We start from the raw sequence: 26,298 nt of genomic DNA, 5'->3' as shown, positions 1-26,298 counted from the left end.
CCGATTGCAGAGGGTTCTTGATGAAAATGCTTCCCCTACGTGCGGCCATTGCAGCCGCGTTGCTGAGTGTCGCTGTTGGCGTCTCGGCCAAACCCCTGGTGGTCTGCACCGAAGCCAGTCCGGAAGGCTTCGACATGGTCCAGTACACGACTGCAGTCACAGCCGATGCGGTGGCCGAAACCATCTTCAATCGTCTGGCGGACTTCAAGCCCGGCACCACTGAGGTGATTCCGGCATTGGCCGACTCCTGGGACATCAGCGAGGACGGTCTGACTTACACGTTCCACCTGCGTAAAGGCGTCAAGTTTCACACCACCGAATACTTCAAGCCGACACGCGACATGAACGCCGACGACGTGGTCTGGAGCTTCCAGCGTCAGCTGGACCCGAACCACCCATGGCACAAACTGTCGAGCGTGGGCTTCCCGTACTTTGAAAGCATGGGCTTCAAAGAACTGCTGAAAAGCGTCGAGAAAGTTGACGACAACACCGTCAAATTCACCCTGACCCGTCGCGAAGCGCCATTCCTGGCTGACATCGCCATGGCTTTCTCCTCGATCTATTCCGCCGAGTACGCTGATCAGTTGCTCAAGGCCAACAAGACGGGCGACCTGAACAACAAACCGGTCGGTACCGGCCCGTTCATCTTCCAGCGTTACGCCAAGGACGCTCAGGTTCGTTTCAAGGCCAACCCGGAGTACTTCCGTGGCAAGCCGCCGGCTGATGCACTGATCCTGGCCATCGCCACCGACAACAACGTGCGCCTGCAAAAGCTCAAGGCCAACGAGTGCCAGATCGCGCTGTATCCGAAACCGGACGACATCCCGAGCATCAAGAAAGACACCAACCTGAGCGTCGACGAGCTGAACGCGATGACCGTTTCGTACATCGCCATGAACACCACGCACAAGTACATGAGTGACGTGCGGGTGCGCAAAGCCATCGACATCGCCTTCGATAAAGAGGCTTATGTCAACGCGCTGTTTGGTAAAGGCAATGCGACGGTGGCGGTCAACCCGTTCCCGGACACGCTGCTGGGTTACAACCACAGCCTGAAAAACCCGGCCCGTGATCTGGACAAGGCCCGCGCCCTACTCAAGGAAGCCGGCGTACCGGAAGGCACCATCTTCACCCTGTTCACCCGCAACGGTGGTGGCCCGACCAACCCGAACCCGATGCTCGGCGCACAGATGATGCAGGCGGATCTGGCCAAGGTCGGGATCAAGATCGACATCCGCGTAATGGAATGGGGCGAAATGCTCAAACGCGCGAAAAACGGCGAGCACGATATGGTTTCCGCCGGATGGGCGGGCGATAACGGCGACCCGGATAACTTCCTGACGCCTATGCTCAGTTGCGAAGCCGCGAAGAACGGCGAAAACTACGCACGCTGGTGCAACAACAAGTTCCAGACGCTGATCGACCAGGCCCGTGAAAAAACCGACCCGGCCGAGCGGGCAGCGCTGTACGAACAGGCCCAGGTTATTTTTAACCAGGACCAGCCATGGATCAGCATGGCGCACACTAGAATGTTCACCGCAATGCGCAACAACGTAGAGGGTTATCACATTAGCCCTCTCACCACTAATAACTTCGCCACCACCCAGGTGAAGTAGATAAGAAAACTCCCGGTGTCCCTGACTCCAGGGACACCAGGCACGCCTAACCGGCTGATGAGGTACACCACAAGATGTTTAGTTTTATTGCCCGCCGATTGGGGTTATTGATCCCCACGTTCTTCGGCATCACCTTGCTGACTTTCGCGTTGATTCGCATGATTCCTGGCGACCCCGTGGAAGTGATGATGGGCGAACGTCGGGTCGACCCCGAAATGCACGCTCAGGCAATGGAACGCCTTGGCCTGAACAAACCGCTGTATGCCCAGTACCTGGACTACATCGGCAAGTTGGCCCACGGCGACCTTGGCGAATCCCTGCGTACCCGTGAAAGCGTCTGGAGCGAATTCAGCTCTCTATTCCCCGCGACCCTGGAACTGTCCATGGCCGCGCTGTTGTTCGCCGGCATCCTGGGCCTTCTGGCCGGGGTGATTGCGGCACTCAAGCGAGGATCCCTGTTCGACCATGGGGTGATGGGCATCTCCCTGGCGGGATACTCGATGCCGATCTTCTGGTGGGGCCTGATTCTGATCATGTTCTTCTCGGTGTCCCTGGGCTGGACCCCGGTGTCCGGGCGGATCGACCTGCTCTACGACATCGAGCCGCGGACCGGCTTCATGCTGATCGACACGCTGCTGGCCGATGACGTCGGTGCATTCTTCGATGCCCTGCACCACCTGATCCTACCGGCCATCGTGCTCGGCACCATCCCGCTGGCCGTGATTGCGCGGATGACCCGCTCCTCGATGCTCGAAGTGCTGCGTGAAGACTACATCCGTACCGCCCGCGCCAAAGGCCTGTCGCCGTCGCGCGTGGTGTTCGTGCACGGCCTGCGCAACGCGCTGATCCCGGTACTGACCGTGGTCGGCCTGCAAGTCGGCACATTGCTGGCGGGTGCGGTTCTGACCGAAACCATCTTCTCGTGGCCCGGCATCGGCAAATGGCTGATCGAAGCCATTGGCGCACGGGACTATCCCGTGGTGCAGAACGGCATCCTGTTAATCGCCTGCCTGGTGATTCTGGTGAACTTCGTGGTGGACATCCTCTACGGCTTCGCCAACCCACGCATCCGTCACCAGCGCTGAGATCATGACCATGACCACTCCAGCTTCAACTCCAAATCAAGCGGTAACAGTCGATCAAAGCCTGCTGTACCCGTCTCCGTACAAAGAATTCTGGCAAGCATTTTCCAAGAACAAAGGCGCCGTTGCCGGCCTGATGTTCATGCTGCTGGTGATTTTCTGCGCAATCTTCGCCCCGTGGGTCGCGCCGCATGACCCGAGCGAGCAATACCGTGACTTCCTGCTGACCCCGCCATCCTGGCTGGAAGGCGGGCAGATCCAGTTCCTGCTCGGCACCGACGAACTGGGTCGCGACCTGCTGTCGCGGCTGATCAACGGTTCGCGCCTGTCCCTGCTGATCGGCTTGTCGTCGGTGGTGATGTCGCTGATTCCGGGGATCCTTCTGGGTCTGTTCGCCGGGTTCTTCCCGAAACTGCTCGGCCCTACCATCATGCGTCTGATGGACATCATGCTGGCCCTGCCGTCCCTGCTGCTGGCTGTGGCGATTGTCGCCATCCTCGGCCCTGGCCTGATCAACACCATTATTGCCATCGCCGTGGTTTCGTTGCCGTCCTATGTTCGTCTGACCCGCGCTGCGGTGATGGGCGAATTGAACCGCGACTATGTGACCGCCGCGCGTCTGGCCGGTGCCGGTCTGCCCCGCCTGATGTTCGTCACCGTGCTGCCCAACTGCATGGCGCCGCTGATCGTTCAGGCTACCTTGAGCTTCTCCTCGGCGATTCTCGATGCCGCAGCACTGGGCTTCCTCGGCCTTGGCGTACAACCGCCAACCCCTGAATGGGGCACCATGCTGGCTTCGGCTCGCGACTACATCGAACGCGCCTGGTGGGTCGTCAGTCTGCCTGGTTTGACCATTTTGCTCAGCGTGCTGGCAATCAACTTGATGGGCGACGGTCTGCGCGATGCGCTGGACCCGAAACTCAAGAACGCCGCCTGAGGAGATTCAAATGTCACTGCTAGAAATCAAGAATCTCAACGTTCGCTTCGGCGACAAAAACGCCGTTCCGGTGGTCGACGGTCTGGATATTTCCGTGGACAAGGGCGAAGTCCTGGCCATCGTTGGCGAGTCGGGTTCCGGCAAGTCCGTGACCATGATGGCGCTGATGGGCCTGATCGAGCATCCGGGGATCGTCACTGCCGACGCCCTGAATTTCGATGGCAAGAACATGCTCAAGCTCAGCAACCGTCAGCGTCGGCAAATTGTCGGCAAAGACCTGGCCATGGTCTTCCAGGACCCGATGACCGCGCTGAACCCGAGCTACACCGTCGGTTTCCAGATCGAAGAAGTGCTGCGCCTGCACCTGAAAATGTCCGGCAAGCAAGCCCGCAAGCGCGCCATCGAACTGCTGGAAAAAGTTGAAATCCCGGGCGCCGCCAGCCGTATGGAGGCTTACCCGCATCAACTGTCCGGCGGTATGAGCCAGCGTGTTGCGATCGCCATGGCCATTGCCGGCGAGCCGAAACTGCTGATCGCCGATGAACCGACCACCGCACTGGACGTAACGATTCAGGCGCAGATCATGGACCTGCTGCTGGCGTTGCAAAAAGAGCAGAACATGGGCCTGGTGCTGATCACTCACGACCTCGCGGTCGTGGCCGAAACTGCCCAGCGCGTGTGCGTGATGTACGCAGGTCAAGCGGTGGAAGTCGGTCAGGTGCCACAACTGTTCGACATCCCGGCGCACCCGTATAGCGAAGCACTGCTCAAGGCGATTCCGGAACACAGCCTGGGCGCCACGCGCCTGGCCACGCTGCCGGGCATCGTTCCCGGCCGTTATGACCGTCCGCAGGGTTGCCTGCTGTCGCCACGCTGCCCGTATGTGCAAGACAGCTGCCGCGCGCAGCGTCCGGCCCTCGACCCGAAAAGCAACAGCCTCGCCCGCTGCTTCTACCCGCTGAATCAGGAGGTGGCGTAATGGCCGTCGTACTTACCGCCCGCGACCTGACCCGCCACTACGAAGTGTCCCGTGGCCTGTTCAAGGGCCATGCGACCGTGCGCGCCCTGAACGGTGTGTCGTTCGAACTGCAAGCCGGCAAGACCCTCGCCGTTGTAGGCGAATCGGGCTGCGGCAAATCCACCCTGGCCCGCGCCCTGACGCTGATCGAAGAGCCGTCCTCCGGCTCCTTGAAAATCGCCGGGCAGGAAGTCACCGGTGCAGACAAGGCCCAACGCAAGCAGCTGCGCAAAGACGTGCAGATGGTGTTCCAGAGCCCGTACGCGTCGTTGAACCCACGGCAGAAAGTCGGTGATCAGCTTGCAGAGCCTTTATTGATCAACACCAACCTGAGCGCCTCGGAACGTCGCGAGAAAGTCCAGGCGATGATGAAGCAGGTGGGTTTGCGTCCCGAGCACTACCAGCGTTATCCGCACATGTTCTCCGGCGGTCAGCGCCAGCGGATCGCCCTCGCTCGCGCAATGATGCTGCAACCGAAAGTGCTGGTGGCGGACGAACCGACCTCGGCGCTGGACGTGTCGATTCAGGCGCAGGTGCTGAACCTGTTCATGGACCTGCAGCAAGAGTTCAACACCGCCTACGTGTTCATCTCCCACAACCTGGCGGTGGTGCAACACGTTGCCGATGACGTGATGGTGATGTACCTCGGCCGCCCGGTGGAAATGGGCCCGAAGAACGACATCTACGAGCGTCCTCTGCACCCGTACACCCAGGCGTTGCTGTCGGCGACCCCGACCATTCACCCGGACCCGAACAAGCCGAAAATCAAGATCGTCGGCGAGTTGCCAAACCCGTTGAACCCGCCGTCGGGCTGCGCTTTCCACAAGCGCTGCCCGTACGCGACCGAGCGTTGCAGCACTGAAGAGCCGGCCCTGCGCCTGCTCGACAGCCGCCAGGTGGCTTGCCACTACGCCGAGCAATTCCTCGACGGCGCTGCGTAACAAACTGTGGGAGCGAGCTTGCTCGCGATAGCGGTCTCTCAGTCGACATAGATGTTGACTGAAATATCGCCTTCGCGAGCAGGCTCGCTCCTACAGGGGTGCGTGATCTGTTCAATAACCTCTTCTGCCCCGGCTGCGTATCAGTCGGGGGATAAGGGGTTTTCTTTTGCCTGCTACCTAAGCCCCTTCATTTTCATCGGTATCGGCATCGGGATCGTCAGTGGTCGAGTCGTCATCATTTGCACTGCCACCCTGCCCCTGATCACCCGGCTCTGATTCGGACTTGGCAAGCATCAAATCACCCTGCGCCACCGCTCCGCTCGACGCCTGAGTATCGTGATCCTCACATTCGGCCCACACCGCCGAACTGCCGAGGGACAACATCACCACCACCTTCAACAGCAATAAAACCCGTAGAAATCTGTTCATGGTCGATTCCATCCTTTCGCAGGTGAAACACAAGTGCCTGACTGGCGCAGTGTGAAATTTAGTAGTGCTCAGCCGGGTTCTCCAGATAGGACGCTAACGGATGGGCAGAAATGCCGTCGGCAGCCAGATTGGTTTCGAATAAACCCCATAATCGAATCAGCTAAGCGAGGTGACGCGTGGCGTTTGTGGTTCCAGCTTGTTCGAGGCACCCAGGCGTGTGGCCTGATAAATCAGCGGGGTGGACAGCAAGGCAAGCGCTGCGCTGACGAACCAGACAATGTGCCCGCCGAAATGGCCGTAGAGCTGACCGCCAAGTACCGGTGAAAACAGTGCGCTCGCACTCCAGCACATGAAGAACAGGCCGAAGTACTGGCCGCTTTTTCCGGCTTGCGCGTGCTGCATGACGAGTACATTCAGCGGCGGCATGAACAGCGCTTCCCCCAGCGTCCAGACCACCGTCGACAGGCAGGCGTAAAACAACCCGGAACCGAGCGGCAACATGCCGAGTCCGACCGCCAGCAACACACATCCCGCCACCAGTTGCCGGCGCGCGCCCCAGCGTTCGCCCCAATGCGACAGCGGTATTTGTAACAACACGATCAGCATCGCATTAAGGCCGAACTGCCAGCCGATGGCTTCAGTGCTCAACCGGTAGTAATCGCGCAGGTAATTGCCGAGCATGCTGTAAATCGAATCAAACGCCATGCCGAGCAGGATCACCGCTGCCAGCAACCAGAGGAACGGTCGATCTCGATAAGGGACGCCTGTGCCTGCGCCGGCATCGGGCGTTTCGTCAGGCATCAGCACCGGTCGGTGCCATGTCGTGCGGACAAACCAGAGCAATGCCAGCAGCGTCATGGCCGCGCTGACAAAGAATACCCAGCGAAAATCGGTCTGCGCCAGCACCCCGCCCGCCAAGCCGGCGGCAGCCATCCCGAGGTTTCTGGCGACACGGCTCAAGGCCTGCGCACGAGGGCGCTGCGCCACCTCGCAGTACTCCATGATCAGTCGCTGATGCAGCGTACGAATCGCTCCGTCGAGTGTCCCGCTGAGCAAAAGCAAACCCGCCAGCAGCGGCACCTGTGTGGTCAGCCCGAGCAAGACCAGCGTCCACACCGAGGCAAAAAACAACGCTGCGGTCAGCCGCGCCGTGGGCACACGATCGCTCAGCCATCCGCCCAGCATCGAGCCTATCAGCAGCCCGGCGCCATAAGCGGACAGTAGCCAGCCGACGGTTTCAATGGCCAGCCCCAGTTCCTGACGCAGGTACAGCGCCATGAACAGCTTGACCATGCTGCTCAAGCGATTGATGAAAAGCAGCGCCGCCAGCACCCAGGCCATGGTGCAGAAATAGCCGTCCAGCCGCAGCAGGTGAGTCAGCCGACTCGTCATTCCATTGATCCTTGAAAAGGCAGCTATTTGTCGATTGCCTTTCGAACAGTAGACGGCTACGACTGAGTTGTCGCGAGTGGAAACGCCAACAATGCAAAACCAGAGTCAAGCTACGCGGCCAAGGGAAAAGACCTACGGAAAAACCGTCGCGCAACAACCCATTCTTATAGGTCGGCGTCATCATCGTCAGTGTCTGGCTCTGCAGACTTGTTTCTAATAACCCCCATAATCGAATCAGCTAAGCGAAGTAACGCGCGACGTTTGTGAACCCAGCCCTTTCGAGGCGCCCAAACGTGTGGCCTGATAAATCAGCGGCGTGGACAACAAGGCCAGCGCGGCGCTGACTAACCAGACAATGTGCCCGCCGAAATGGCCGTAGAGCTGACCGCCAAGTACCGGTGAAAGCAGCACACTCGCGCTCCAGCACATGGAAAAAAGTCCGAAGTAATGCCCACTCCTTCCTATCTGCGCACGCTGCATAACCAATACGTTCAGAGTGGGCATGAAAAGAATTTCGCCAAGTGTCCAAACAACGGTCGACAGGCAGATATAAAACACCCCAGAACCCAAGGGCAACATCCCAAGCCCACAGGCCAACAGCAGGCTGCCTGCCAGTAGTTGCCGACGCGCCCCCCATCGCTCACTCCAATGAGATAACGGAATCTGTAGCACCACCACCAGTACTGCATTGAGTGCAAATTGCCCTCCGATGACTTCAGCACCCAACCGATAGTAATCGAGCAGATAGTTGCCCAGCATGCTGTAGACCGGCTCGAAGGCAAGGCCGAGCAAGACAGAAGCCGCCAACAACCAGAGGAATGGTTTATCTCGATAAGGTACGCATGCACCCGAAACCGAATCAGGGGCCGGATCCGACATCAGAACTTCTCGATGCAATGTCGCCCGAACAAACCAGATCAAAGCCAACAGCGTCATGGCCGCACTGACAAAAAACACACAGCGAAAATCAGTCTGCGCCAGGATGCCACCCACAACCCCGGCTACAGCCATGCCCAGGTTACTGGTGACACGGCTCAATGACTGCGCGCGAGGCCGCTGCGCAACCAGGCAATACTCCATAATCAAGCGTTGATGAAGAGTACGAATCGCACCATCGAGTACTCCGCTGAAAAGCAACAACCCAGCCAGCAATGGCACCTCAACGACCAGCCCCAACAAGACCAATATCCATGCCGAGACAAAAAACAACGCGGCGGTGAGGCGCGCCGTGGAGAAATACTCACTGAGCAGACCGCCCCCAATTGACCCTATCAGCAAGCCAACCCCGTATCCGGATAACAACCAGCCTACGGTTTCAATCGGCAGTCCCAGTTCCTGACGCAGGTATAACGCCATGAACAGCTTGACCATGGCGCTTAACCGATTGATGAAGATCAACGCAGCAAGCACCCAAGCCATAGGACAGAAATATCCATCAAGCCGAGTCAGGTGGAAGAACTGACTAGCCATGCCATTGGTCCAGGTTACGGTTCACTTGGCTGGAAATGCCTTTTGAAGCGAAGGGAATGTCCGAGCGGATCTCGTGGTCTGCATCGAAGAAGTACTGCGCTTGCAGCTGGCCCTCGGCATCAAGGCCAACAAGAGGGTTATTGATCAGGAATTGCCTGGCTGAAGCACAGAGCTTGTGCGCTCGAATCAGCAACCGCCATTGACTGAATGCGTTGTCAGGAATAACGGCCTTAGCCCCAAAGCGTTTCTTGTACTGGAACGTTCCTTTGCTCAAAAATGGCTCGCAGCCCTGAAAATCAACGAAATCGATGTTCGACTGATGGGATGCCCACTCCAGGATCGCGTGGTAGACATAATTCTGCGCTCCATTAACCCGGTAAATGGCTGCGCCATCCTTCACTCCGATCAACCGTGCGTTCAAGGTGCGTGTCGACTCATCCAGTTGAGAAACACTTCCCGCCACCCAGTCATCCTTTAAATAAACCCGAAACAACACTCCCTTCTTGAACAATTCCAGATACGCCGATTGCTCGGGCACGCTACGGGCAAAGCGCCCGTAACGGGTGCTCATGGTCGGGACATACATGGAACGATAAAAGGCAAAGAAGTCTTCATCCTTAAGCGACACATCAAAACCAAACCCTTGCCCGACCGATTGAACACGGCGCTTGTTTTCCCGTTGGGACAGCTCACTCTGCACATGTTCCCAACCACAGGACACATCGACTTTCTGGTGAAGCCTGCTGAGTCCGACAAAATCGCCGGGGCGCTGGCATTGTTGGACGACCTCCAGTGGCGCCATCAACAGGCTCGTGTCGGGTTGATTCTGGTTTAGAAAACCCTCAAGTTGTTTCCATTCCAGAGTGCCTTCTTGCTCTACAGTCGAATGTTCGAAAAAACAGTGATCCACAAAAGGGGCGATGTAGATCAGGCCTTCACTTACTCCCACATAAACAAGACGCGCCATTTCTCCAGCCTTGGAGTAGCCCCTGTAAACGCGGAAATGGCAGGGTGTTTTCTGAGTGTTGGAAAGTTCAACGCTCATTAGTTACAACGACCACGCAGGATCACCATCATCTCTTCAGCACTGTCAATGAATGACAGTCCTTCGATGGGCATGGCTTCATAATCACTCTGACAATAGGAGCCGGACGCATGAATGGTGCAGCCGTCCATGCCCACCAGCAACTGTCGGTCAATTGCATTCAGACAACCGGTGACGGCCATCACCAATGACCACTCCTTCAGATCCCGAGGATCCGCGGGCAATCTCACGGGTGTATTCGCTAGCAACTGGACACATTCGCTGTAACGTTGCATGCACTCATAAAGCGATACGACTATTCCCGAGCCACCATTGGCCCTGACCAACCCGGTCATTTCCACAGCGGTAGGCGGACGGTGCGTGTAAAAAGTGGGCTCAAGGATCTCATCAGGGCTCCAGGTCGCGGAAGGAAAATGCGCAGACTCCGACTGAACCCACAAGCCGTTGGATTCCTGTGTATAGCCGGGCGTTGAAGCACCCTCGAAGTTTCCGTCGAGTAAATGCAACACCATGTCACTGGTAGCCAGGTGCTGAACCAATAGAAATGAAGGGGTGGAAACGTGTTGGTGGTGGCGTTTCAATACCTCTACACCCGAGCTGTATCCCAGAAGGCCATAGGCACTAGACACCGCATGCACATGGACGGTTTTTCGATCAGTGTCCCAGGCATCACCCTGTTCGAAGTCAAAAAACGCTCGGGCCTGGTCAGAAAACCGGTAATTCTCTAGCCGAAGGGAATGCCATAACTTCAACTCACCCAATGGACTGCGATTGAAAGCGCCTTGAAGTGCTGCCCGACAACCTTCACTGCTTCCGGCGACTCGGCATCAAGGACGAATAAAGGGTTCAGGGCACGCAGCCGAGGGTCATCGTAAAGTTCGGTTCTACGCAATTTCCCGATCGTCTGCGCAGGCGTCAATGTGACAATGCGTAATTGTTCTGGATGAACCAGTTTGGCTTTCAATGCACGCAAAACTGCGTCACGTAAGGCAATGGCTTTGTTGCCAGAAGAAGGGGAAAACAACAGGATGCTGTCGCCGGTGTCCTGAATATGGCGAATGGCACGAGCGACGATCAGCGTCGAAGCAAATGTCTTTGTCGTTTGAGTATTTGCGTTTTGCCTCAAATCGAACAACCGCAGTGGCATCCCACAGTAACGGCCTAATTCAAAAAACTGCGCAGTTGCGACGGAAAGAAAGGCCTGCATTCGAGTATCCAGTGCAGGCAATTTCATGGATGGCTCAAATGTGTCACCACAGCTACTGACCTCAAAATCAGCTGCACTGCTGACGATCAGGTCGTAGTACCGCTCGATAACAGAAACGGGAACTTGAGCTTCTTGTGTTGCCTGTACTGCGGTGTCGGTTTTCATCACATCCATTTGTCTCGCGCTCCTGCTCGTGGAAAGTCGCTGCTTGCGAAATATCCTCTGAACGCTAGACGTCAACGATTGCGTTGTCGCGGGAAACAGTCCCGGTAATGAAAAAGCAGAGTCAAGCTACGAAATCAGGAAAAAAGACCTACAGAAAAGTCTTACCCGGACGTCGATTCGAACCCGTTTACTGGTCAAAAAAAAGCCCACTGTGTTCACAGTGGGCTTTGGGGTGTTATCGCTCAGCGCTTAGTGATGCTCACGCGTCGCACGGAATTTCACGTCCGGCCAGCGCTCTTCCATCAACGCCAGGTTAACTCGCGTCGGGGCCAGGTAGGTCAGGTGACCACCGCCGTCGACTGCAAGGTTTTCCACAGCCTTGTTGGAGAATTCCTCAAGCTTCTTCTTGTCCTCGCAATCGATCCAGCGCGCGGAATAGACGGTGATCGGCTCGTAAGAGCACTCGACCTTGTATTCCTCTTTCAAGCGGCTCGCGACCACATCGAACTGCAACACACCAACGGCGCCGAGGATGATGTCGTTGCTGCGCTCGGGGAAGAACACCTGGGTGGCGCCCTCTTCCGCCAATTGCTGCAAGCCTTGACGCAGTTGCTTGGATTTCAGCGGGTCACGCAGACGCACGCGGCGGAACAGTTCCGGGGCGAAGTGCGGGATACCGGTGAAGCCCAGGACTTCGCCTTCGGTGAAGGTGTCGCCGATCTGGATGGTGCCGTGGTTGTGCAAGCCGATGATGTCGCCGGCAAACGCTTCTTCCAGTTGCTCACGCTCGGAGGAGAAGAAGGTCAGCGCATCGCCGATCCGCACATCTTTGCCCGTGCGCACGTGGCGCATCTTCATGCCTTTTTCGTACTTGCCGGAGCAGATACGCATGAAAGCGATACGGTCGCGGTGTTTCGGGTCCATGTTCGCCTGGATCTTGAACACGAAGCCGGCGAATTTCTCTTCGACCGGTTCCACGGTGCGCTCGTTGGCGACACGGGCCAACGGTTTCGGCGCCCAGTTGACCACGGCGTCGAGCACGTGATCGACACCGAAGTTGCCCAGTGCAGTACCGAAGAACACCGGGGTCAGTTGGCCGTCGAGGAATTCCTGTTGATTGAATTCGTGACAGGCGCCCTGCACCAGTTCCAGCTGATCGACGAAGCGATCGTACTCGTCACCCAAGTGTGCGCGAGCTTCATCGGAATCGAGCTTCTCGATGATTTTGATATCGGTACGCTCGTGGCCGTGGCCCGCGGTGTACACGATGATGTAGTCGTCGGCGAGGTGATAAACGCCTTTGAAATCGCGGTAGCAGCCGATCGGCCAGGTGATTGGCGCCGCCTTGATCTTCAGGACCGCTTCGATTTCGTCGAGCAGTTCGATCGGGTCGCGGATGTCACGGTCGAGTTTGTTGATGAAGCTGACGATCGGCGTGTCACGCAGACGGCAGACGTCCATCAGCGCGATGGTCCGTGGCTCTACACCCTTACCGCCGTCGAGGACCATCAATGCCGAGTCCACCGCCGTCAGGGTGCGGTAGGTATCTTCGGAGAAGTCTTCGTGGCCCGGGGTGTCGAGCAGGTTGATCATGTGATCGCGATACGGGAACTGCATGACCGACGTGGTAATGGAAATACCCCGTTGTTTTTCCATTTCCATCCAGTCGGACGTGGCATGGCGGTCGGATTTACGGGATTTCACCGTGCCAGCAATCGCAATCGCCTTGCCCATCAGCAAGAGCTTCTCGGTGATGGTGGTTTTACCGGCATCGGGGTGGGAAATAATGGCGAAAGTGCGGCGTTTCGCGACTTCGGCGGCCTGTTTGGTCATGGGAAATCGCCTGGCAGGTGATTCAAAAAAGGGCGGCGAGTATAGCTTAAAACGTGTCCTCCAGACCACCGTTCGCCCGTGTAGCAGCTGTCGAGCTTGCGAGGCTGCGTTCGAGGGCGAAGCCGTCGTAAAACCAGCCGATACGGTGTATCAGACCGACCGCGAGTGTCGACTCTGCGACGGCTTCGCCGCCGAACGCAGCCTCGCGCTGCTACACGGGCAAACGAGATGCGTGGTAGCTAAATGCTGCTAAATATGGAACCTTTTAAAAGGTGGAGGCGTCCACTCCCCTGTTACAGCTCTCGTAGCAGGGTTTGAAAAACCTGCAAGTTAGCCTGACGAGGCTGCGCTTATGGCTCGATCTCATGCGGTTGCATCAGCATGAAGAGCTGCTTCTCGCGAACGTTGATTTCCCGGCAGCCAGGAATGGCATGCCACACGGGACTGCGTTCGCCGACAAAGAAAAAAGGAGTCCGCCTGTGGCTATTCGCTATGGCAAGGGGCTGATAGGAGGTGCGGTTGTCGTCGCTCTCCTGGCCCTGCTGGTCCACTGGATTGGCATCAACACGATCGAACATTACCGCGACGATTTGTTGTTTTACCTGCAAGCTCACCTGATTCTCGTCCTTGTCTCCATGCTGGCCGCCCTCGTTGTGGGCATCCCCGCCGGCATCTTCCTCAGCCGCCCGACCATGGTTGGCCGCGCTGAACGCTTCATGCAGATCTTCAACATCGGCAACACCGTGCCGCCTCTTGCCGTACTGGCCATCGCCCTGGGAATCCTCGGCATCGGCAGCGGCCCCGCGATTTTCGCTCTGTTCCTCGCCTCGCTGTTGCCGATTGTGCGCAACACCTATGAAGGCCTGAAAAACGTCCAGGGCTCGCTCAAGGAAGCCGCCGTCGGCATCGGCATGACGCCGACTCAAGCGCTGTGGAGGGTCGAATTGCCGAACGCTGTGCCGATCATCATCGGTGGCGTGCGCGTGGCCCTGGCGATCAATGTCGGGACCGCACCGTTGGCGTTCCTGATTGGCGCGAACAGTCTCGGCAGCCTGATTTTCCCGGGCATCGCCCTGAACAATCAGCCGCAACTGCTGCTTGGCGCGGCCTGCACCGCCCTGCTGGCCTTGCTGCTCGACGGTCTGGTGACACTCGCCAGCCGCCTCTGGCTCGAACGCGGCTTGCGCCCGTCTTAAGCCTCGGCAAAGGAATAATCATGAAAAACTTAAGCTTTTTACTGGGCTGCGCCCTGCTGTTCGCAGGATTTGCCCAAGCCGCTGAAAAACCAGTGATCCGCATCGGCGCTCGGGTGTTCACCGAACAGACCCTGCTGGCTGAAATCACCTCCCAATACCTGCGCACCAAGGGTTACGACACTCAGGTGACCGGAGGTCTGGGCAGCAACCTCGCCCGTAGCGCCCACGAAAGTGGCCAACTGGACCTGATGTGGGAATACACCGGCGTGTCGCTGGTGGCTTACAACCACGTCACCGAAAAACTCGACAGCGCGCAGTCCTACGCCAAGGTGAAAGAACTCGACGCGAAAAAAGGCCTGATCTGGCTCACCCCGTCGAAGTTCAGCAACACCTACGCCCTGGCCTTGCCGGAAAAAACGGCGAAGGCCTACCCGCAGATCAACACCATCAGCGAGCTGAACACGGTGATGCAGGCTGAGGCGAAGACCCATCATCTTGTCGCGCTGGACACCGAGTTCGCCAACCGTTCCGACGGTCTGGACGGCATGGTCGACCTCTACAGCATGAACCTTACCCGCAAAAACATCCGGCAGATGGACGCAGGGCTGGTCTACACCGCCCTGCGTAATGGCCAGGTGTTTGCCGGCCTGGTCTACACCACCGACGGTCGACTGAACGCCTTCAAGCTCAAACTGCTCGAAGACGACAAGCACTACTTCCCGGACTACACCGCCGCCCCGGTGGTGCGTCAGGACTACCTCGACGCCCATCCAAAACTGGCGGATGAAATAAAGCCGCTGGCTGAACTGTTCGACGACGCCACCATGCGCCAGCTCAACGCGCGGGTCGATGTCGACCACGAAAGCCCTTCATCCGTTGCCGCCGATTTCCTGCGCCAGCACCCCATCAAATAAGGAGGAAAAGACATGGAATTTCTGAACGCCTTTTCCCATCTCGACTGGCCGTTGGTCCTGCAACTGACCGGGCAGCACATCACCCTGGTCGGCATTGCCGTGACCCTGGCGATTCTGGTCGGCGTGCCGCTGGGCATCCTGATGACACGCTTCCCGACCCTCGCCGGCCCCTTGCAGGCCAGCGCCACCGTGCTGCTGACCGTGCCGTCGATTGCGCTGTTCGGCCTGCTGCTGCCGTTCTACTCCAAGTTCGGCCAGGGCCTGGGGCCGATGCCGGCGATCACGGCGGTATTTCTGTACTCACTCCTGCCGATCATGCGTAACACCTACCTCGCCCTGACCGGCGTCGAACCCGGCATTCGCGAAGCCGCCCGAGGCATCGGCATGACGTTCGGCCAGCGCCTGCGCATGGTTGAACTGCCAATCGCCGTACCGGTAATCCTCGCCGGCGTGCGCACCGCCGTGGTCATGAACATCGGTGTCATGACCATCGCCGCGACCATCGGCGCCGGTGGCCTCGGTGTACTCATTCTCGCTTCCATCAGCCGCAGCGACATGTCGATGCTGATCGTTGGCGCCGTGCTGGTCAGTCTCCTGGCCATCTTCGCCGACCTGCTTCTGCAATGGCTGCAACGCACGCTGACTCCAAAAGGACTCCTGAAATGATCGAACTTCAAAACCTCAGCAAGACCTTCCAAAGCAACGGCAAAGATGTGAAAGCCGTGGATTCGGTAAGCCTGACCGTCAATGAAGGTGAGATCTGTGTGTTCCTCGGGCCATCGGGCTGCGGCAAAAGCACCACGCTGAAGATGATCAACCGCCTGATCAAGCCGACCTCGGGCAAGATCCTGATCAACGGCGAAGACACCACCGACCTCGACGCCGTGACCCTGCGTCGCAACATCGGTTATGTGATCCAGCAGATCGGTCTGTTCCCGAACATGACCATCGAGGAAAACATCACCATCGTTCCGCGCCTGCTGGGCTGGGACAAACAGAAATGCCACGACCGCGCCCGCGAGTTGATGAGCATGATCAAGCTGGAACCCAAGCAGTATCTGAATCGCTACCCGCGTGAACTGTCCGGTGGCCAGCAGCAGCGGATCGGCGTGATTCGCGCATTGGCGGCGGATGCGCCGTTATTGCTGATGGATGAGCCGTTCGGCGCGGTCGACCCGATCAACCGCGAAATGATCCAGAACGAGTTCTTCGAGATGCAGCGGGCTCTGAACAAGACCGTGATCATGGTCAGCCACGACATCGACGAAGCCATCAAGCTGGGCGACAAGATCGCGATCTTCCGCGCCGGCAAGCTGCTGCAGATCGATCACCCGGACACGCTACTGGCGCATCCGGCGGATGACTTTGTCAGCAACTTCGTTGGCCAGGACAGCACGCTCAAGCGTCTGTTGTTGGTGAAAGCCGAAGACGCGGCGGACAACGCGCCGTCAGTGAGCCCGGAAACCCCGGTGGCGGAAGCCCTGGAGTTGATGGACGAGCTTGACCGTCGTTATGTGGTGGTCACTGACGGTGAGAACAAGGCGCTGGGTTATGTACGACGTCGCGACCTGCACCGTCAGACCGGTACGTGCGCGCAGTATTTGCGCGAGTTCAACGCCACGGCGGCGTACGACGAGCATTTGCGCATCCTGTTGTCGCGGATGTACGAGTTCAACCGTTCGTGGTTGCCGGTGATGGATGCCGAGCGGGTGTTCCTTGGAGAGGTGACGCAGGAATCGATTGCCGAGTACCTGAGCTCCGGCAAGTCTCGTGGGGGCAAGACCAGCATTGTTTCGCCTGCCGAGACTGCGTTGGCCTGATCTGACCCTGTGGCGAGGGAGCTTGCTCCCGTTCGGCTGCGAAGCAGTCGTCAATCAGCCGGTGCGGTTTTCTGAAGGACCGCATTGCCTGATTTTGGGGCCGCTTCGCAGCCCAGCGGGAGCAAGCTCCCTCGCCACAGAGGCTATACAAACCCTTCCAGAATTCCTCATCCGGGGAACATCACACTGTCATGCAGGTCGGTTACATCAGTAACTGTCCAGGACCGCACGACGGAAGCGTGCAAAAACGCGACATTTTTTGTTGATCTCAAGCCCCTCACGCCCTAAAGTTCGCGCCGAACGTCCATGCTGGAAACGATCCATCCGGCTCAAGTACTGACGACGAGACAGCAAGGCCAAGGGAAGCACCGCCTCCCGTGGCCTTTTTGCTTTCGGCGACATGCCTTGGGAAGTAGGCGAACCAAAGTGGGGATACGGAGGACGTTCATTTGCACCCATTGATTAATCTTGTTTGCCAGTAGGAGTTCCCAGCATGTCGATCAACGTCGAAGACTATTACGCGCGCGAAACCTTTCAGAAATTGAAAGCCTTCGCCGACACGCAAGAAACCCCGTTCGTGGTCATCGACACCGCGATGATCAGCCAGGCCTATGACGACCTGCGCGCCGGTTTCGAATTCGCCAAGGTCTACTACGCGGTCAAGGCCAACCCGGCCGTCGAAATCATCGACCTGCTCAAAGAAAAAGGTTCGAGCTTCGACATCGCTTCGATCTACGAGCTCGACAAAGTGATGGATCGCGGCGTCAGCGCCGACCGTATCAGCTACGGCAACACCATCAAGAAATCCAAGGACATCCGCTACTTCTACGAGAAGGGCGTGCGTCTGTTCTCCACCGACTCCGAAGCCGACCTGCGCAACATCGCCAAGGCTGCACCGGGTTCGAAAGTCTACGTGCGCATCCTCACCGAAGGCTCGACCACCGCTGACTGGCCTTTGTCGCGCAAGTTCGGCTGCCAGACCGACATGGCCATGGACCTGCTGATCCTCGCCCGCGACCTGGGCCTGGTGCCTTACGGCATCTCGTTCCACGTTGGCTCGCAACAGCGTGACATCAGCGTCTGGGACGCGGCGATCGCCAAGGTCAAAGTGATCTTCGAGCGTTTGAAAGAAGAAGACGGCATTCACCTCAAGCTGATCAACATGGGCGGTGGCTTCCCGGCCAACTACATCACCCGCACCAACAGCCTGGAAACCTACGCTGAAGAAATCATCCGTTTCCTCAAGGAAGACTTCGGCGACGAGTTGCCGGAAATCATTCTGGAACCTGGCCGTTCCTTGATCGCCAACGCCGGCATCCTGGTCAGCGAAGTGGTGCTGGTGGCGCGCAAATCCCGCACCGCCGTCGAGCGCTGGGTGTACACGGATGTGGGCAAATTCTCCGGCCTGATCGAAACCATGGACGAAGCCATCAAGTTCCCGATCTGGACCGAGAAGAAAGGCGAAATGGAAGAAGTGGTCATCGCCGGCCCAACCTGCGACAGCGCCGACATCATGTACGAAAACTACAAGTACGGTTTGCCGTTGAACCTGGCCATTGGTGATCGTCTGTACTGGTTGTCGACCGGTGCTTACACCACCAGCTACAGCGCGGTTGAATTCAATGGCTTTCCGCCGCTGAAATCGTTTTACGTTTAAGCGCTACTCGTAGAAATGAAAAAGCCCATGACGTGTCATGGGCTTTTTTGTGTCTTGAATCCGCATAGTCGAAGAAATTGTCTATCGGTCTTCTCGCACATGCCACAGGCGAAGTATGTAGAGGGAGGAGCCTTGAATCTCGTAGCGCATTTCGTAATGACCGACTAGCAACCTCCGCACATCTCGCGGCTCGAACTCTTCGACCCGTTCTCCAATTCTAGGATTACTCAGCAAGGCGGTTGGGGCCTGAGTGAGCGATTGCACAGTGCGCGCTGCTGCCGGTCGATTGACCACTGCAAGAAATTCAAAAAGCCGAGCCAAATCCGATAACGCTTTACTCGTCCACTTCAACTCCATTAACGCGGTACCGGCAACGGGTTTTCAGTACTCAAACTTTCTGCCCATGCCTGGACAGACTGATGATCAATTACCTTTCCGGCGTCAACGTCCGCCATTGCCTCGCGAGTAAGTCGGCTTCGCTCTTCTTCCAGATCTACCCAGTCGGCAAGTGCCTGCTTCACAATCCAGCCGCGTGAACGTTCCATCTTGGCCGCCATTTGATCGACCTTATCAGCAAGGTCCATGGGCACATGTGCAGTCAAAACTTTGGTTGCAGCCACGGTATCTTCTCCACGAAGCAACATGATTAGATGTGATTGACTTCCAATCATAGTGATTTAATCCAATACAACAACCTTCGATTCACTCCGCCGGTCGGTCTTCTGAATCATGTGTTGACGATAGATAGCTGCGAATTCGCGAATTTCTGCATGTGGAGCGCCTAGCAGCGCTTTACTCGCCACCTGCAGAAAATTCAGATTTCCCCCAGCCAGTGCTTTTCGCAACCAAACCAGCGCCGCTTCGACGTTGCCTTCATCCGCCAGTACAGCCGCATAACTGAACTGCCCGCGAAAATCCCCACCGAGCGCCGAGCGTCGATACCAGTCACGCGCAGCGTGCGGATCTGCAGGACACACGCGCCCGTCTTCCAGATAACGCCCCAGCAGGTTCATTGACTTTGCATGCCCCAACTCTGCTGCGCGGCGATAAAGGTTCAGCGCCTGCGCCTGATCCTCAATCACTCCACGCCCGGTCGCCAACAGGTTGGCGTAGTTGTACATCGCCCAATCCAGCCCAGCTTCGGCGGCGATTCGATAATGCCCCGCGGCAATCGATGCATCGGCGCTGCAACCCCAGCCATGTTCATGACAACGACCGAGCATGTTGCGCGCCATCAGGTGCCCACGTCGGGCAGCGATCTCGAACCAGCGCACGGCCAACGGCTGATCCTGCGCGATGCCCTGCCCGTCCAGCAGAATCTGCCCAAGCAAGGCCTGAGCGTCGAGCACGCCTTCGCGGGCTGCGATCAGAATCGCCTGCGCCGCACGAGCGGGGCTTTCCTCCAGCATGGCCTTGAGCGATTCACCGTCGAGGACTTCCTCGCGGCGCAATTGAAAACTCATACCTCGACCCAGCGGCGCAACAAGTTGTGATAGGTGCCGGTAAGGCGGATCAGCGATGGGTGCTCCGGCATGTCCTGAGTCAGTTGCTGGATCGCCCCGTCCATCTCGAACAGCAACGCACGCTGACTGTCTTCGCGCACCAGGCTTTGGGCCCAGAAGAACGACGCGTAACGGGTGCCGCGAGTGACGGCGTTGACCTTGTGCAGGCTGGTGCCGGGGTACAGGACCATGTCGCCGGCCGGCAACTTCACCCGCTGGGTGCCGAAGGTGTCCTGGATCTCCAGGTCGCCGCCGTCATAGTCGTCCGGTTCGCTGAAAAACAGCGTCGCCGACAGATCGGTGCGAACCCGCTCGATACCACCTTTGGGCTGACGCACGGCGTTGTCGATGTGGAAGTCGAAACTGCCACCGGCCGTGTAACAGTTCAGCAACGGAGGGAAAACTTTGTGTGGCAACGCCGCGGACATGAACAGCGGATTTTTCCACAGCCGCTCAAGCATCGCCGCGCCCACTTCCTTGGCCAGCGGGTGGCCTTCAGGCAACTGCAGATTGTGCTTGGCCTTGGCTGACTGGTAGCCGGCGGTGATTTTGCCGTCGGCCCAATCCGCTTGCTCCAGAGCCTCGCGGATGCGCTGCACTTCTTCTTTCGCGAACACGCCGGGAATGTGCAGCAGCATGGAGTGACACCTGAAGTCAGAGAGGCGGCAATGGTATTGATTCTTATTGACCGTGTAAAACCCTCGTGACGAATGAATCATCAAAAACCGTAAGGTTAAATTGTAAAGAATGTAAATTCTTCGCGAATAGTAACGTTTCGCAATTGATACAAATACGCGTCTACCCTATATTCCGCGGCCTCAAATCCTTGGGGAGGGGAATTCACATGTCACGCCAACAATTACAATTACCAGTCAGTTCACCGCGTTTACTCGCGTCTGCAATTGGCGTGGCGCTCACTGCCAGCTCTGCCGGCCACATGGTTTTCGCGGCTGAAAAGGCCGACGAAAAGGCACCGAGCAATGCGATTTCCCTGGGGGCTACCGCCATCACCGGCGAAGCCCAGGATGCGACTTCCTACAACGTCGAAAAAGCCTCCTCGCCCAAGTACACCGCGCCGCTGGTGGACACACCGCGTTCGATTACCGTCATCCCGCAGCAGGTGCTCAAGGATACCGGCGCCCTCAATATGCAGGACGCGCTGCGCACCGTTCCGGGCATCACCTTTGGTGCCGGTGAAGGTGGCAACCCACAAGGCGATCGTCCGTTCATTCGTGGTTTCGACGCTCAGGGCGATACGTATCTGGACGGCGTGCGCGACACCGGTTCGCAGAGCCGCGAGATCTTCGCCGTCGAGTCGATCGAAGTCAGCAAGGGCCCTAACTCGGCCATTGGCGGCCGTGGCGCGGCGGGTGGCAGCATTAACCTGGTGAGCAAAAAGGCCCACCTGGGCGACTCGTTTGACGGTGGCTTTACCTGGGGTTCGGACCAGACCCAGCGTTACACCCTGGACGGCAACTATCAGTTCACCGATACCGCCGCTGGCCGACTGAACCTGATGAGCCACGAAAGCAACGTTGCTGGCCGAGACAGCGTCGACTACGACCGTTGGGGCATCGCACCGTCGCTGGCGTTCGGCCTGGGCACCGACACCCGGGTCAACCTCGATTACTACCATCTGGAAAGCAACGACACGCCGGACTCGGGCATTCCGTACACCATCCCTGTCGCCGGTTCGGCCGCCCGCACCAAATCGAACCCGGACAAGCCGTTCGCCGGCGGCGATCACAGCAATTTCTACGGGCTGGATCGCGACTTCCGCAAGGGCCGCACCGACACCGCAACCTTCGCCATCGAGCACGACCTGAACGATGCGCTGACCGTCAAAAACACCCTGCGCCACGGCAACAGCATGCAGGATTACATCCTGACCCAACCGGACGACAGCAAGGGCAACGTCAATAATGGCAGTGTCTGGCGTCGGGCCAACACCCGCGTCAGCAACACCGAGACCACCACGAACCAGACCGATCTGTTTGGTGACGTGTACATCGCCGGGTTCAAGAACAGCTTCGCCACCGGCATCGAGTTGAGCCGTGAGGAAAGTCAAAAGTCCTCATACAACGTCAACGTCGACACCACCCCGAGAACAGCGGCTTCGACCACCAACTGCTCACCGGCATTGATTGGCGCGCCAAGCGGCTACAACTGCACCTCGCTGGCCAACCCGAACCCGAACGATCCGTGGAACGGTGCGATCTCCCGCAACTACGCTGGCACCGACACCCAGTCCGACACCTACGCGCTGTATGTGTTCGACACCCTGGAATTGTCCGAGCAATGGCTGGTGAACATGGGCCTGCGTTACGACCATTTCGACACCAAGTACAAAACCTACAACGCCTCCAGCGTGACCACGTCCAAAGGGGATGACGTCAGCGAGTTCGTGACCGGCCAGTTCGGTGTGGTCTACAAGCCGGCGGAAAACGGCAGCATCTATGCGTCCTACGCTACCTCTGCCACTCCGCCGGGCAACACCCTGGGCGAAGGCCAGGAAGGCAACCCGTTGGGCGGCACTCCGGATCGCAACGGCAACCTGCTGAGCAGCGACATGGAGCCGGAAACCACCAAGAACTACGAAATCGGCACCAAGTGGGATTTGCTGAACGATCGCCTGTCGCTGACCGCCGATATCTTCCGCACCGAGAAAGAAAACGCCCGCGTTCAAGTCGACACCACATCCTATGAAAACGCCGGTAAAACCCGCGTTCAAGGTATCGAACTGTCGGCGACCGGCAAGATCACCGAAAAATGGCAGGTCTTCGCCGGTTACGCCTACATGGACAGCGAGCAAGTCGATGGTGGTGATCTGCCGGCCAACAAAGCCAACAACGGCAACGAATTGCCTAACACCCCGAAAAACAGCGCCAGCCTGTGGACGACCTACCAGGTCACGCCGAGGCTGACCATCGGTGGCGGCGCGTTCTATGTCGACGACGTATTCGGTAGCGTGGCCAACACCACCATGGTTGATTCCTACGTTCGTTACGACGCAATGGCCGCCTACAAGCTGAGCAAAAACGTCGACCTGCAACTGAACGTGCAGAACCTGACCGACGAAACCTACTACGACAAAGCCTTCTCGACCCACTTCGCCAACCAGGCGGCGGGCCGGACGGCATTGCTGAGCACCAACTTCCACTTCTGATTGCCAGTCACACCGCAATCCCCCTGTGGGAGCGAGCCCTTGTGGCGAGGGGGCTTGCCCCCGTTGGACTGCGTAGCAGTCCCAAACCTGAAAGCGCGGTGTGTCAAATATGGCCCGAGTTCAGGTATTGGGGCCGCTTCGCGACCCAACGGGGGCAAGCCCCCTCGCCACAAGGGCTCGCTCCCACAGGGGGATGTGGGTGAAGGCTGAAATCAGGGTCAGGCCCCGTTCATCCACATGAACGGGGCTTTTGCGCGTAAAAAAGAATGTTTCTCAGCAACCCACGGCATAATGCGCGCCGTGATGATTATTTCGAACGAACAAGGCGAGCGACGTGTTGAAGAAAACCCTGTTCCAGTTGCACTGGTTTTTCGGCATCAGTGCCGGGCTAGTCCTGGCCCTGATGGGCATCACCGGGGCGATGGTCTCGTTTGAGGATGAAATCCTCAGCGTGCTCAATCCTTCCGTGCTGCAGGTCGAGAAGCAGGTTGCCGGCGTCCTGCCGCCCGCCGAACTGGTGGAAAAAATCGAGGGTGCCTCCGGCAAGAAAGTCGCGATGCTCTGGGTCGAGACCGACAGCGGCAACGCCGCGCGGGTGAGCTTCACACCGCCACCGGGCGAACGCCGTGGCGAGATGCGCTACTTCGATCCGTACACCGCCGAGTTCATGGGTGAGGCAACCGGCGAGGATTTCTTCGGCCTGATGCTGCAACTGCACCGCTTCCTCGCCATGGGCGATACCGGTCGGCAAATTACCGGTGCGTGCACGCTGATCCTGGTGTTTTTCTGCCTGTCCGGTCTGTACCTGCGCTGGCCGCGCCAATGGAAAAGCTGGCGCGCCTGGCTGACCCTCGACTGGAAGAAAAAGGGTCGCAGCTTCAACTGGGACCTGCACTCGGTGGCCGGCACCTGGTGCCTGGTGTTTTACCTCCTGTCGGCGTTGACCGGGTTGTCCTGGTCCTATGAGTGGTACAACAAGGGCCTGACCCAACTGCTTTCCGACTCACCGCAAAACGAGCGCGTTCGGGGCGGTCGTGGTCCTGCACCGAGCGGCCCGGCGCCCACCGCCGACTACGCCGTCATGTGGAGCAGCATTTATAGTGCCGCAGGTCCGGCACTCAATGCCTACAACATCCGTATGCCGCCAGTGGCCGGGCAACTCGCTACGGTTTTCTACCTGTTGAACACGTCGCCCCATGACCGCGCGTTGAACCAGATCAGCCTCGATCCGGCCACCGGCGTCGTCAAACGGCATGACCGTTACAGCGACAAGAGCCTCAAGGCGCAACTGCTGACGAGCATCTACGCGCTGCACGTCGGCAGTTACTTCGGCATCATCGGGCGGATCATCCTGACCATAACCGCGCTGACCATGCCGCTGTTCTTCGTCACCGGCTGGTTGTTGTATCTAGATCGTCGCCGCAAGAAAAAGCAGATCAAGGACGCTCGCAAAGACTTTGCGCAAACGGGCAGCAATACACCCGCCTGGTTGATCGGCTTCGCCAGCCAAAGCGGGTTTGCCGAGCAACTGGCGTGGCAGACTGCCGGGCAATTGCAGGCGGCCGGCCTGCCGGTGAAGGTTCAGCCGCTGGCGAATGTCAGCGAACAGGATTTGCGTGAATCCAGCAACGCGTTGTTCGTGGTCAGCACCTTCGGCGATGGCGAAGCGCCGGACAGCGCCCGTGGTTTCGAGCGCAAAGTACTGAGCCGGGCGTCGAGCCTGGAGAGCCTGAACTACGCGGTACTGGGTCTCGGTGATCGCCAGTATCAACACTTCTGCGGCTTCGCCCGACGCTTGCACACCTGGCTTGGCGAGCATGGCGGCAAGACCTTGTTCGCGCCGGTGGAAGTCGACAGCGGCGACCCCTACGCCTTGCGTCACTGGCAGCAGCAACTCGGCCTATTGACTGGGCAAGCACCGGTCGACACCTGGCAAGCGCCAAGCTACAACAACTGGACCCTGTCCCGCCGCGAGTTGATGAACCCCGACAGCGCCGGCTCGCCGGTGTACTTGCTGGGCCTCACCGCCCCGACGACCAGCAGCTGGCTGGCCGGGGATCTGGTGGAAGTCCTGCCCCGCAATTGCCCGTGGGCGATCGAGCATTTCCTTGATGGCCTGGGTATTGAAGGCCGAGCGATGGTGACCTTCGATGGCCTGTCGCAAGCGCTGGAGCAAGCCCTCGCCAGTCGACAACTGCCCGAGAACAGAACTCACCTGGTCGGCCTGCACGCTCAAGCGCTGGTCGACGCCCTGGTGCCCTTGGCCATGCGCGAATACTCCATCGCCTCGATCGCCGCCGACGGCGTGCTGGAACTGATCGTGCGTCAGGAAATGCATGCCGATGGCAGCTTGGGCATCGGCTCCGGCTGGCTGACCGAACATGCGCCGGTGGGTGGCACCATCAGCCTTCGGGTGCGGCGCAACAGCGGTTTCCACCTGCCGACCGAGCCGCTGCCAATGATCCTGCTGGGCAACGGCACCGGGCTGGCCGGGCTGCGCAGTCTGCTCAAGGCGCGCATTGCCGATGGGCAGCAACGGCATTGGTTGCTGTTCGGCGAGCGCAATCGGGAACACGACTTCCTGTGCCGCGATGAGCTTGAAGAATGGTTGATTTCAGGCGATCTGGAGCGACTGGACCTGGCGTTCTCGCGGGATCAGGCCGAGAAGATCTACGTGCAGGATCGACTGCGTGAGTCCGCCGATCTACTGAAGCAATGGTTGGCCGACGGTGCCGTGATTTACATCTGCGGCAGCTTGCAGGGGATGGCTTCCGGGGTGGATCACGTGCTGAACGAAGTGCTCGGGATTGAAGAGGTTGACCGCCTGATCGAGCAGGGCCGCTACCGCCGCGACGTCTACTGAAAGAGCCCCTCACCCTAGCCCTCCCGAAACGTCGGACCGCCCCAA

At 58.4% G+C, this 26,298-nt stretch carries 23 protein-coding genes; 12 read left to right on the top strand and 11 right to left on the bottom strand.

The genetic code is table 11. From position 1 onward, the window contains the following. Positions 1-20: 20 nt before the first annotated feature. The 5 genes from ACYZT6_RS01875 (at position 21) to ACYZT6_RS01855 (ending at position 5,594) form a co-directional block, all read left to right on the top strand. Positions 21-1,616 carry an ABC transporter substrate-binding protein gene (locus tag ACYZT6_RS01875; RefSeq protein WP_462025485.1) on the top strand — a complete coding sequence of 532 codons (1,596 nt, stop codon included), beginning with the start codon at positions 21-23 and terminating at the stop codon, positions 1,614-1,616. A gap of 74 nt (positions 1,617-1,690) precedes the next feature. Further along, positions 1,691-2,701 (top strand): ABC transporter permease subunit, encoded by a 1,011-nt coding sequence (locus tag ACYZT6_RS01870; protein WP_131063110.1) that lies wholly within the window; start codon positions 1,691-1,693, stop codon positions 2,699-2,701. 10 nt (positions 2,702-2,711) lie between these two features. Further along, positions 2,712-3,635 (top strand): ABC transporter permease subunit, encoded by a 924-nt coding sequence (locus ACYZT6_RS01865; protein ID WP_462025484.1) that lies wholly within the window; start codon positions 2,712-2,714, stop codon positions 3,633-3,635. A 10-nt stretch (positions 3,636-3,645) separates the two neighbouring features. Further along, positions 3,646-4,614 carry an ABC transporter ATP-binding protein gene (locus ACYZT6_RS01860; RefSeq protein ID WP_462025483.1) on the top strand — a complete coding sequence of 323 codons (969 nt, stop codon included), beginning with the start codon at positions 3,646-3,648 and terminating at the stop codon, positions 4,612-4,614. After that, complete coding sequence (locus ACYZT6_RS01855) at positions 4,614-5,594, top strand: peptide ABC transporter ATP-binding protein (protein ID WP_462025482.1); 981 nt, start codon at positions 4,614-4,616, stop codon at positions 5,592-5,594. Before ACYZT6_RS01860 ends, ACYZT6_RS01855 begins: the two co-directional genes overlap by 1 nt. Positions 5,595-5,771: 177 nt before the next feature. Here the strand turns inward: ACYZT6_RS01855 and ACYZT6_RS01850 are convergent, their stop codons facing one another. The 7 genes from ACYZT6_RS01850 to ACYZT6_RS01820 form a co-directional block, all read right to left on the bottom strand. After that, positions 5,772-6,023, bottom strand: a complete 252-nt coding sequence (locus ACYZT6_RS01850) for a hypothetical protein (RefSeq protein WP_462025481.1) — start codon at positions 6,021-6,023, stop codon at positions 5,772-5,774. A gap of 156 nt (positions 6,024-6,179) precedes the next feature. Next, a complete protein-coding gene (locus tag ACYZT6_RS01845) occupies positions 6,180-7,415 on the bottom strand; it encodes an MFS transporter (RefSeq protein WP_462025480.1) in 1,236 nt (411 codons plus the stop codon). Between the two features lie 234 nt (positions 7,416-7,649). Continuing rightward, a complete protein-coding gene (locus ACYZT6_RS01840; RefSeq protein ID WP_462025479.1) occupies positions 7,650-8,885 on the bottom strand; it encodes an MFS transporter in 1,236 nt (411 codons plus the stop codon). Beyond that, a complete protein-coding gene (locus tag ACYZT6_RS01835; RefSeq protein ID WP_462025478.1) occupies positions 8,878-9,930 on the bottom strand; it encodes a hypothetical protein in 1,053 nt (350 codons plus the stop codon). Before ACYZT6_RS01835 ends, ACYZT6_RS01840 begins: the two co-directional genes overlap by 8 nt. After that, positions 9,930-10,682: a DUF6002 family protein gene (locus ACYZT6_RS01830; protein WP_462029899.1), complete on the bottom strand. Its 753-nt coding sequence runs from the start codon at positions 10,680-10,682 to the stop codon at positions 9,930-9,932. Before ACYZT6_RS01830 ends, ACYZT6_RS01835 begins: the two co-directional genes overlap by 1 nt. Then, entirely contained in the window at positions 10,679-11,311 is a 633-nt protein-coding gene (locus ACYZT6_RS01825; RefSeq protein ID WP_462025477.1) for a DUF6002 family protein, read from the bottom strand. The genes ACYZT6_RS01830 and ACYZT6_RS01825 overlap by 4 nt, the downstream gene beginning before the upstream one ends. A 240-nt stretch (positions 11,312-11,551) precedes the next feature. Then, entirely contained in the window at positions 11,552-13,135 is a 1,584-nt protein-coding gene (locus ACYZT6_RS01820; RefSeq protein ID WP_461979449.1) for a peptide chain release factor 3, read from the bottom strand. A 479-nt stretch (positions 13,136-13,614) separates the two neighbouring features. On the opposite strand from ACYZT6_RS01820, the gene ACYZT6_RS01815 reads away from it, so the two are divergent. The 5 genes from ACYZT6_RS01815 to ACYZT6_RS01795 all read left to right on the top strand — a co-directional run bounded on the left by ACYZT6_RS01815 (position 13,615) and on the right by ACYZT6_RS01795 (position 18,722). Then, complete coding sequence (locus ACYZT6_RS01815; RefSeq protein ID WP_462025476.1) at positions 13,615-14,331, top strand: ABC transporter permease; 717 nt, start codon at positions 13,615-13,617, stop codon at positions 14,329-14,331. A 20-nt stretch (positions 14,332-14,351) separates the two neighbouring features. After that, complete coding sequence (locus ACYZT6_RS01810; protein ID WP_462025475.1) at positions 14,352-15,245, top strand: glycine betaine ABC transporter substrate-binding protein; 894 nt, start codon at positions 14,352-14,354, stop codon at positions 15,243-15,245. A 12-nt stretch (positions 15,246-15,257) separates the two neighbouring features. Continuing rightward, positions 15,258-15,911: an ABC transporter permease gene (locus tag ACYZT6_RS01805; RefSeq protein ID WP_131062971.1), complete on the top strand. Its 654-nt coding sequence runs from the start codon at positions 15,258-15,260 to the stop codon at positions 15,909-15,911. Further along, positions 15,908-17,065 (top strand): osmoprotectant ABC transporter ATP-binding protein OsmV, encoded by a 1,158-nt coding sequence (locus ACYZT6_RS01800; protein WP_462025474.1) that lies wholly within the window; start codon positions 15,908-15,910, stop codon positions 17,063-17,065. The genes ACYZT6_RS01805 and ACYZT6_RS01800 overlap by 4 nt, the downstream gene beginning before the upstream one ends. Before the next feature lie 493 nt (positions 17,066-17,558). Next, the gene (locus tag ACYZT6_RS01795) at positions 17,559-18,722 is read left to right on the top strand and encodes a type III PLP-dependent enzyme (RefSeq protein ID WP_462025473.1); all 1,164 of its coding nucleotides are present in this window, start codon (positions 17,559-17,561) and stop codon (positions 18,720-18,722) included. A gap of 81 nt (positions 18,723-18,803) precedes the next feature. Here the strand turns inward: ACYZT6_RS01795 and ACYZT6_RS01790 are convergent, their stop codons facing one another. The 4 genes from ACYZT6_RS01790 to ACYZT6_RS01775 are packed head-to-tail and all read right to left on the bottom strand — an operon-like array spanning position 18,804 to position 20,862. Beyond that, positions 18,804-19,079: a type II toxin-antitoxin system RelE/ParE family toxin gene (locus ACYZT6_RS01790; protein ID WP_462025472.1), complete on the bottom strand. Its 276-nt coding sequence runs from the start codon at positions 19,077-19,079 to the stop codon at positions 18,804-18,806. Beyond that, positions 19,079-19,366 carry a CopG family ribbon-helix-helix protein gene (locus ACYZT6_RS01785; protein ID WP_462029898.1) on the bottom strand — a complete coding sequence of 96 codons (288 nt, stop codon included), beginning with the start codon at positions 19,364-19,366 and terminating at the stop codon, positions 19,079-19,081. The genes ACYZT6_RS01790 and ACYZT6_RS01785 overlap by 1 nt, the downstream gene beginning before the upstream one ends. A gap of 33 nt (positions 19,367-19,399) precedes the next feature. After that, positions 19,400-20,185, bottom strand: coding sequence for a tetratricopeptide repeat protein (locus ACYZT6_RS01780; protein ID WP_462025471.1), 786 nt, complete (start codon positions 20,183-20,185; stop codon positions 19,400-19,402). Beyond that, positions 20,182-20,862 (bottom strand): Fe2+-dependent dioxygenase, encoded by a 681-nt coding sequence (locus ACYZT6_RS01775; protein ID WP_462025470.1) that lies wholly within the window; start codon positions 20,860-20,862, stop codon positions 20,182-20,184. Before ACYZT6_RS01775 ends, ACYZT6_RS01780 begins: the two co-directional genes overlap by 4 nt. A gap of 206 nt (positions 20,863-21,068) precedes the next feature. On the opposite strand from ACYZT6_RS01775, the gene ACYZT6_RS01770 reads away from it, so the two are divergent. Then, entirely contained in the window at positions 21,069-23,390 is a 2,322-nt protein-coding gene (locus ACYZT6_RS01770) for a TonB-dependent receptor (protein ID WP_462025469.1), read from the top strand. 334 nt (positions 23,391-23,724) lie between these two features. Continuing rightward, entirely contained in the window at positions 23,725-26,253 is a 2,529-nt protein-coding gene (locus ACYZT6_RS01765; protein ID WP_462025468.1) for a PepSY domain-containing protein, read from the top strand. Positions 26,254-26,298: the final 45 nt, after the last annotated feature.

The sequence above is a fragment of the Pseudomonas sp. RT6P73 genome, assembly GCF_054897715.1.
This window is presented reverse-complemented; position numbering and strand designations above follow the sequence as displayed.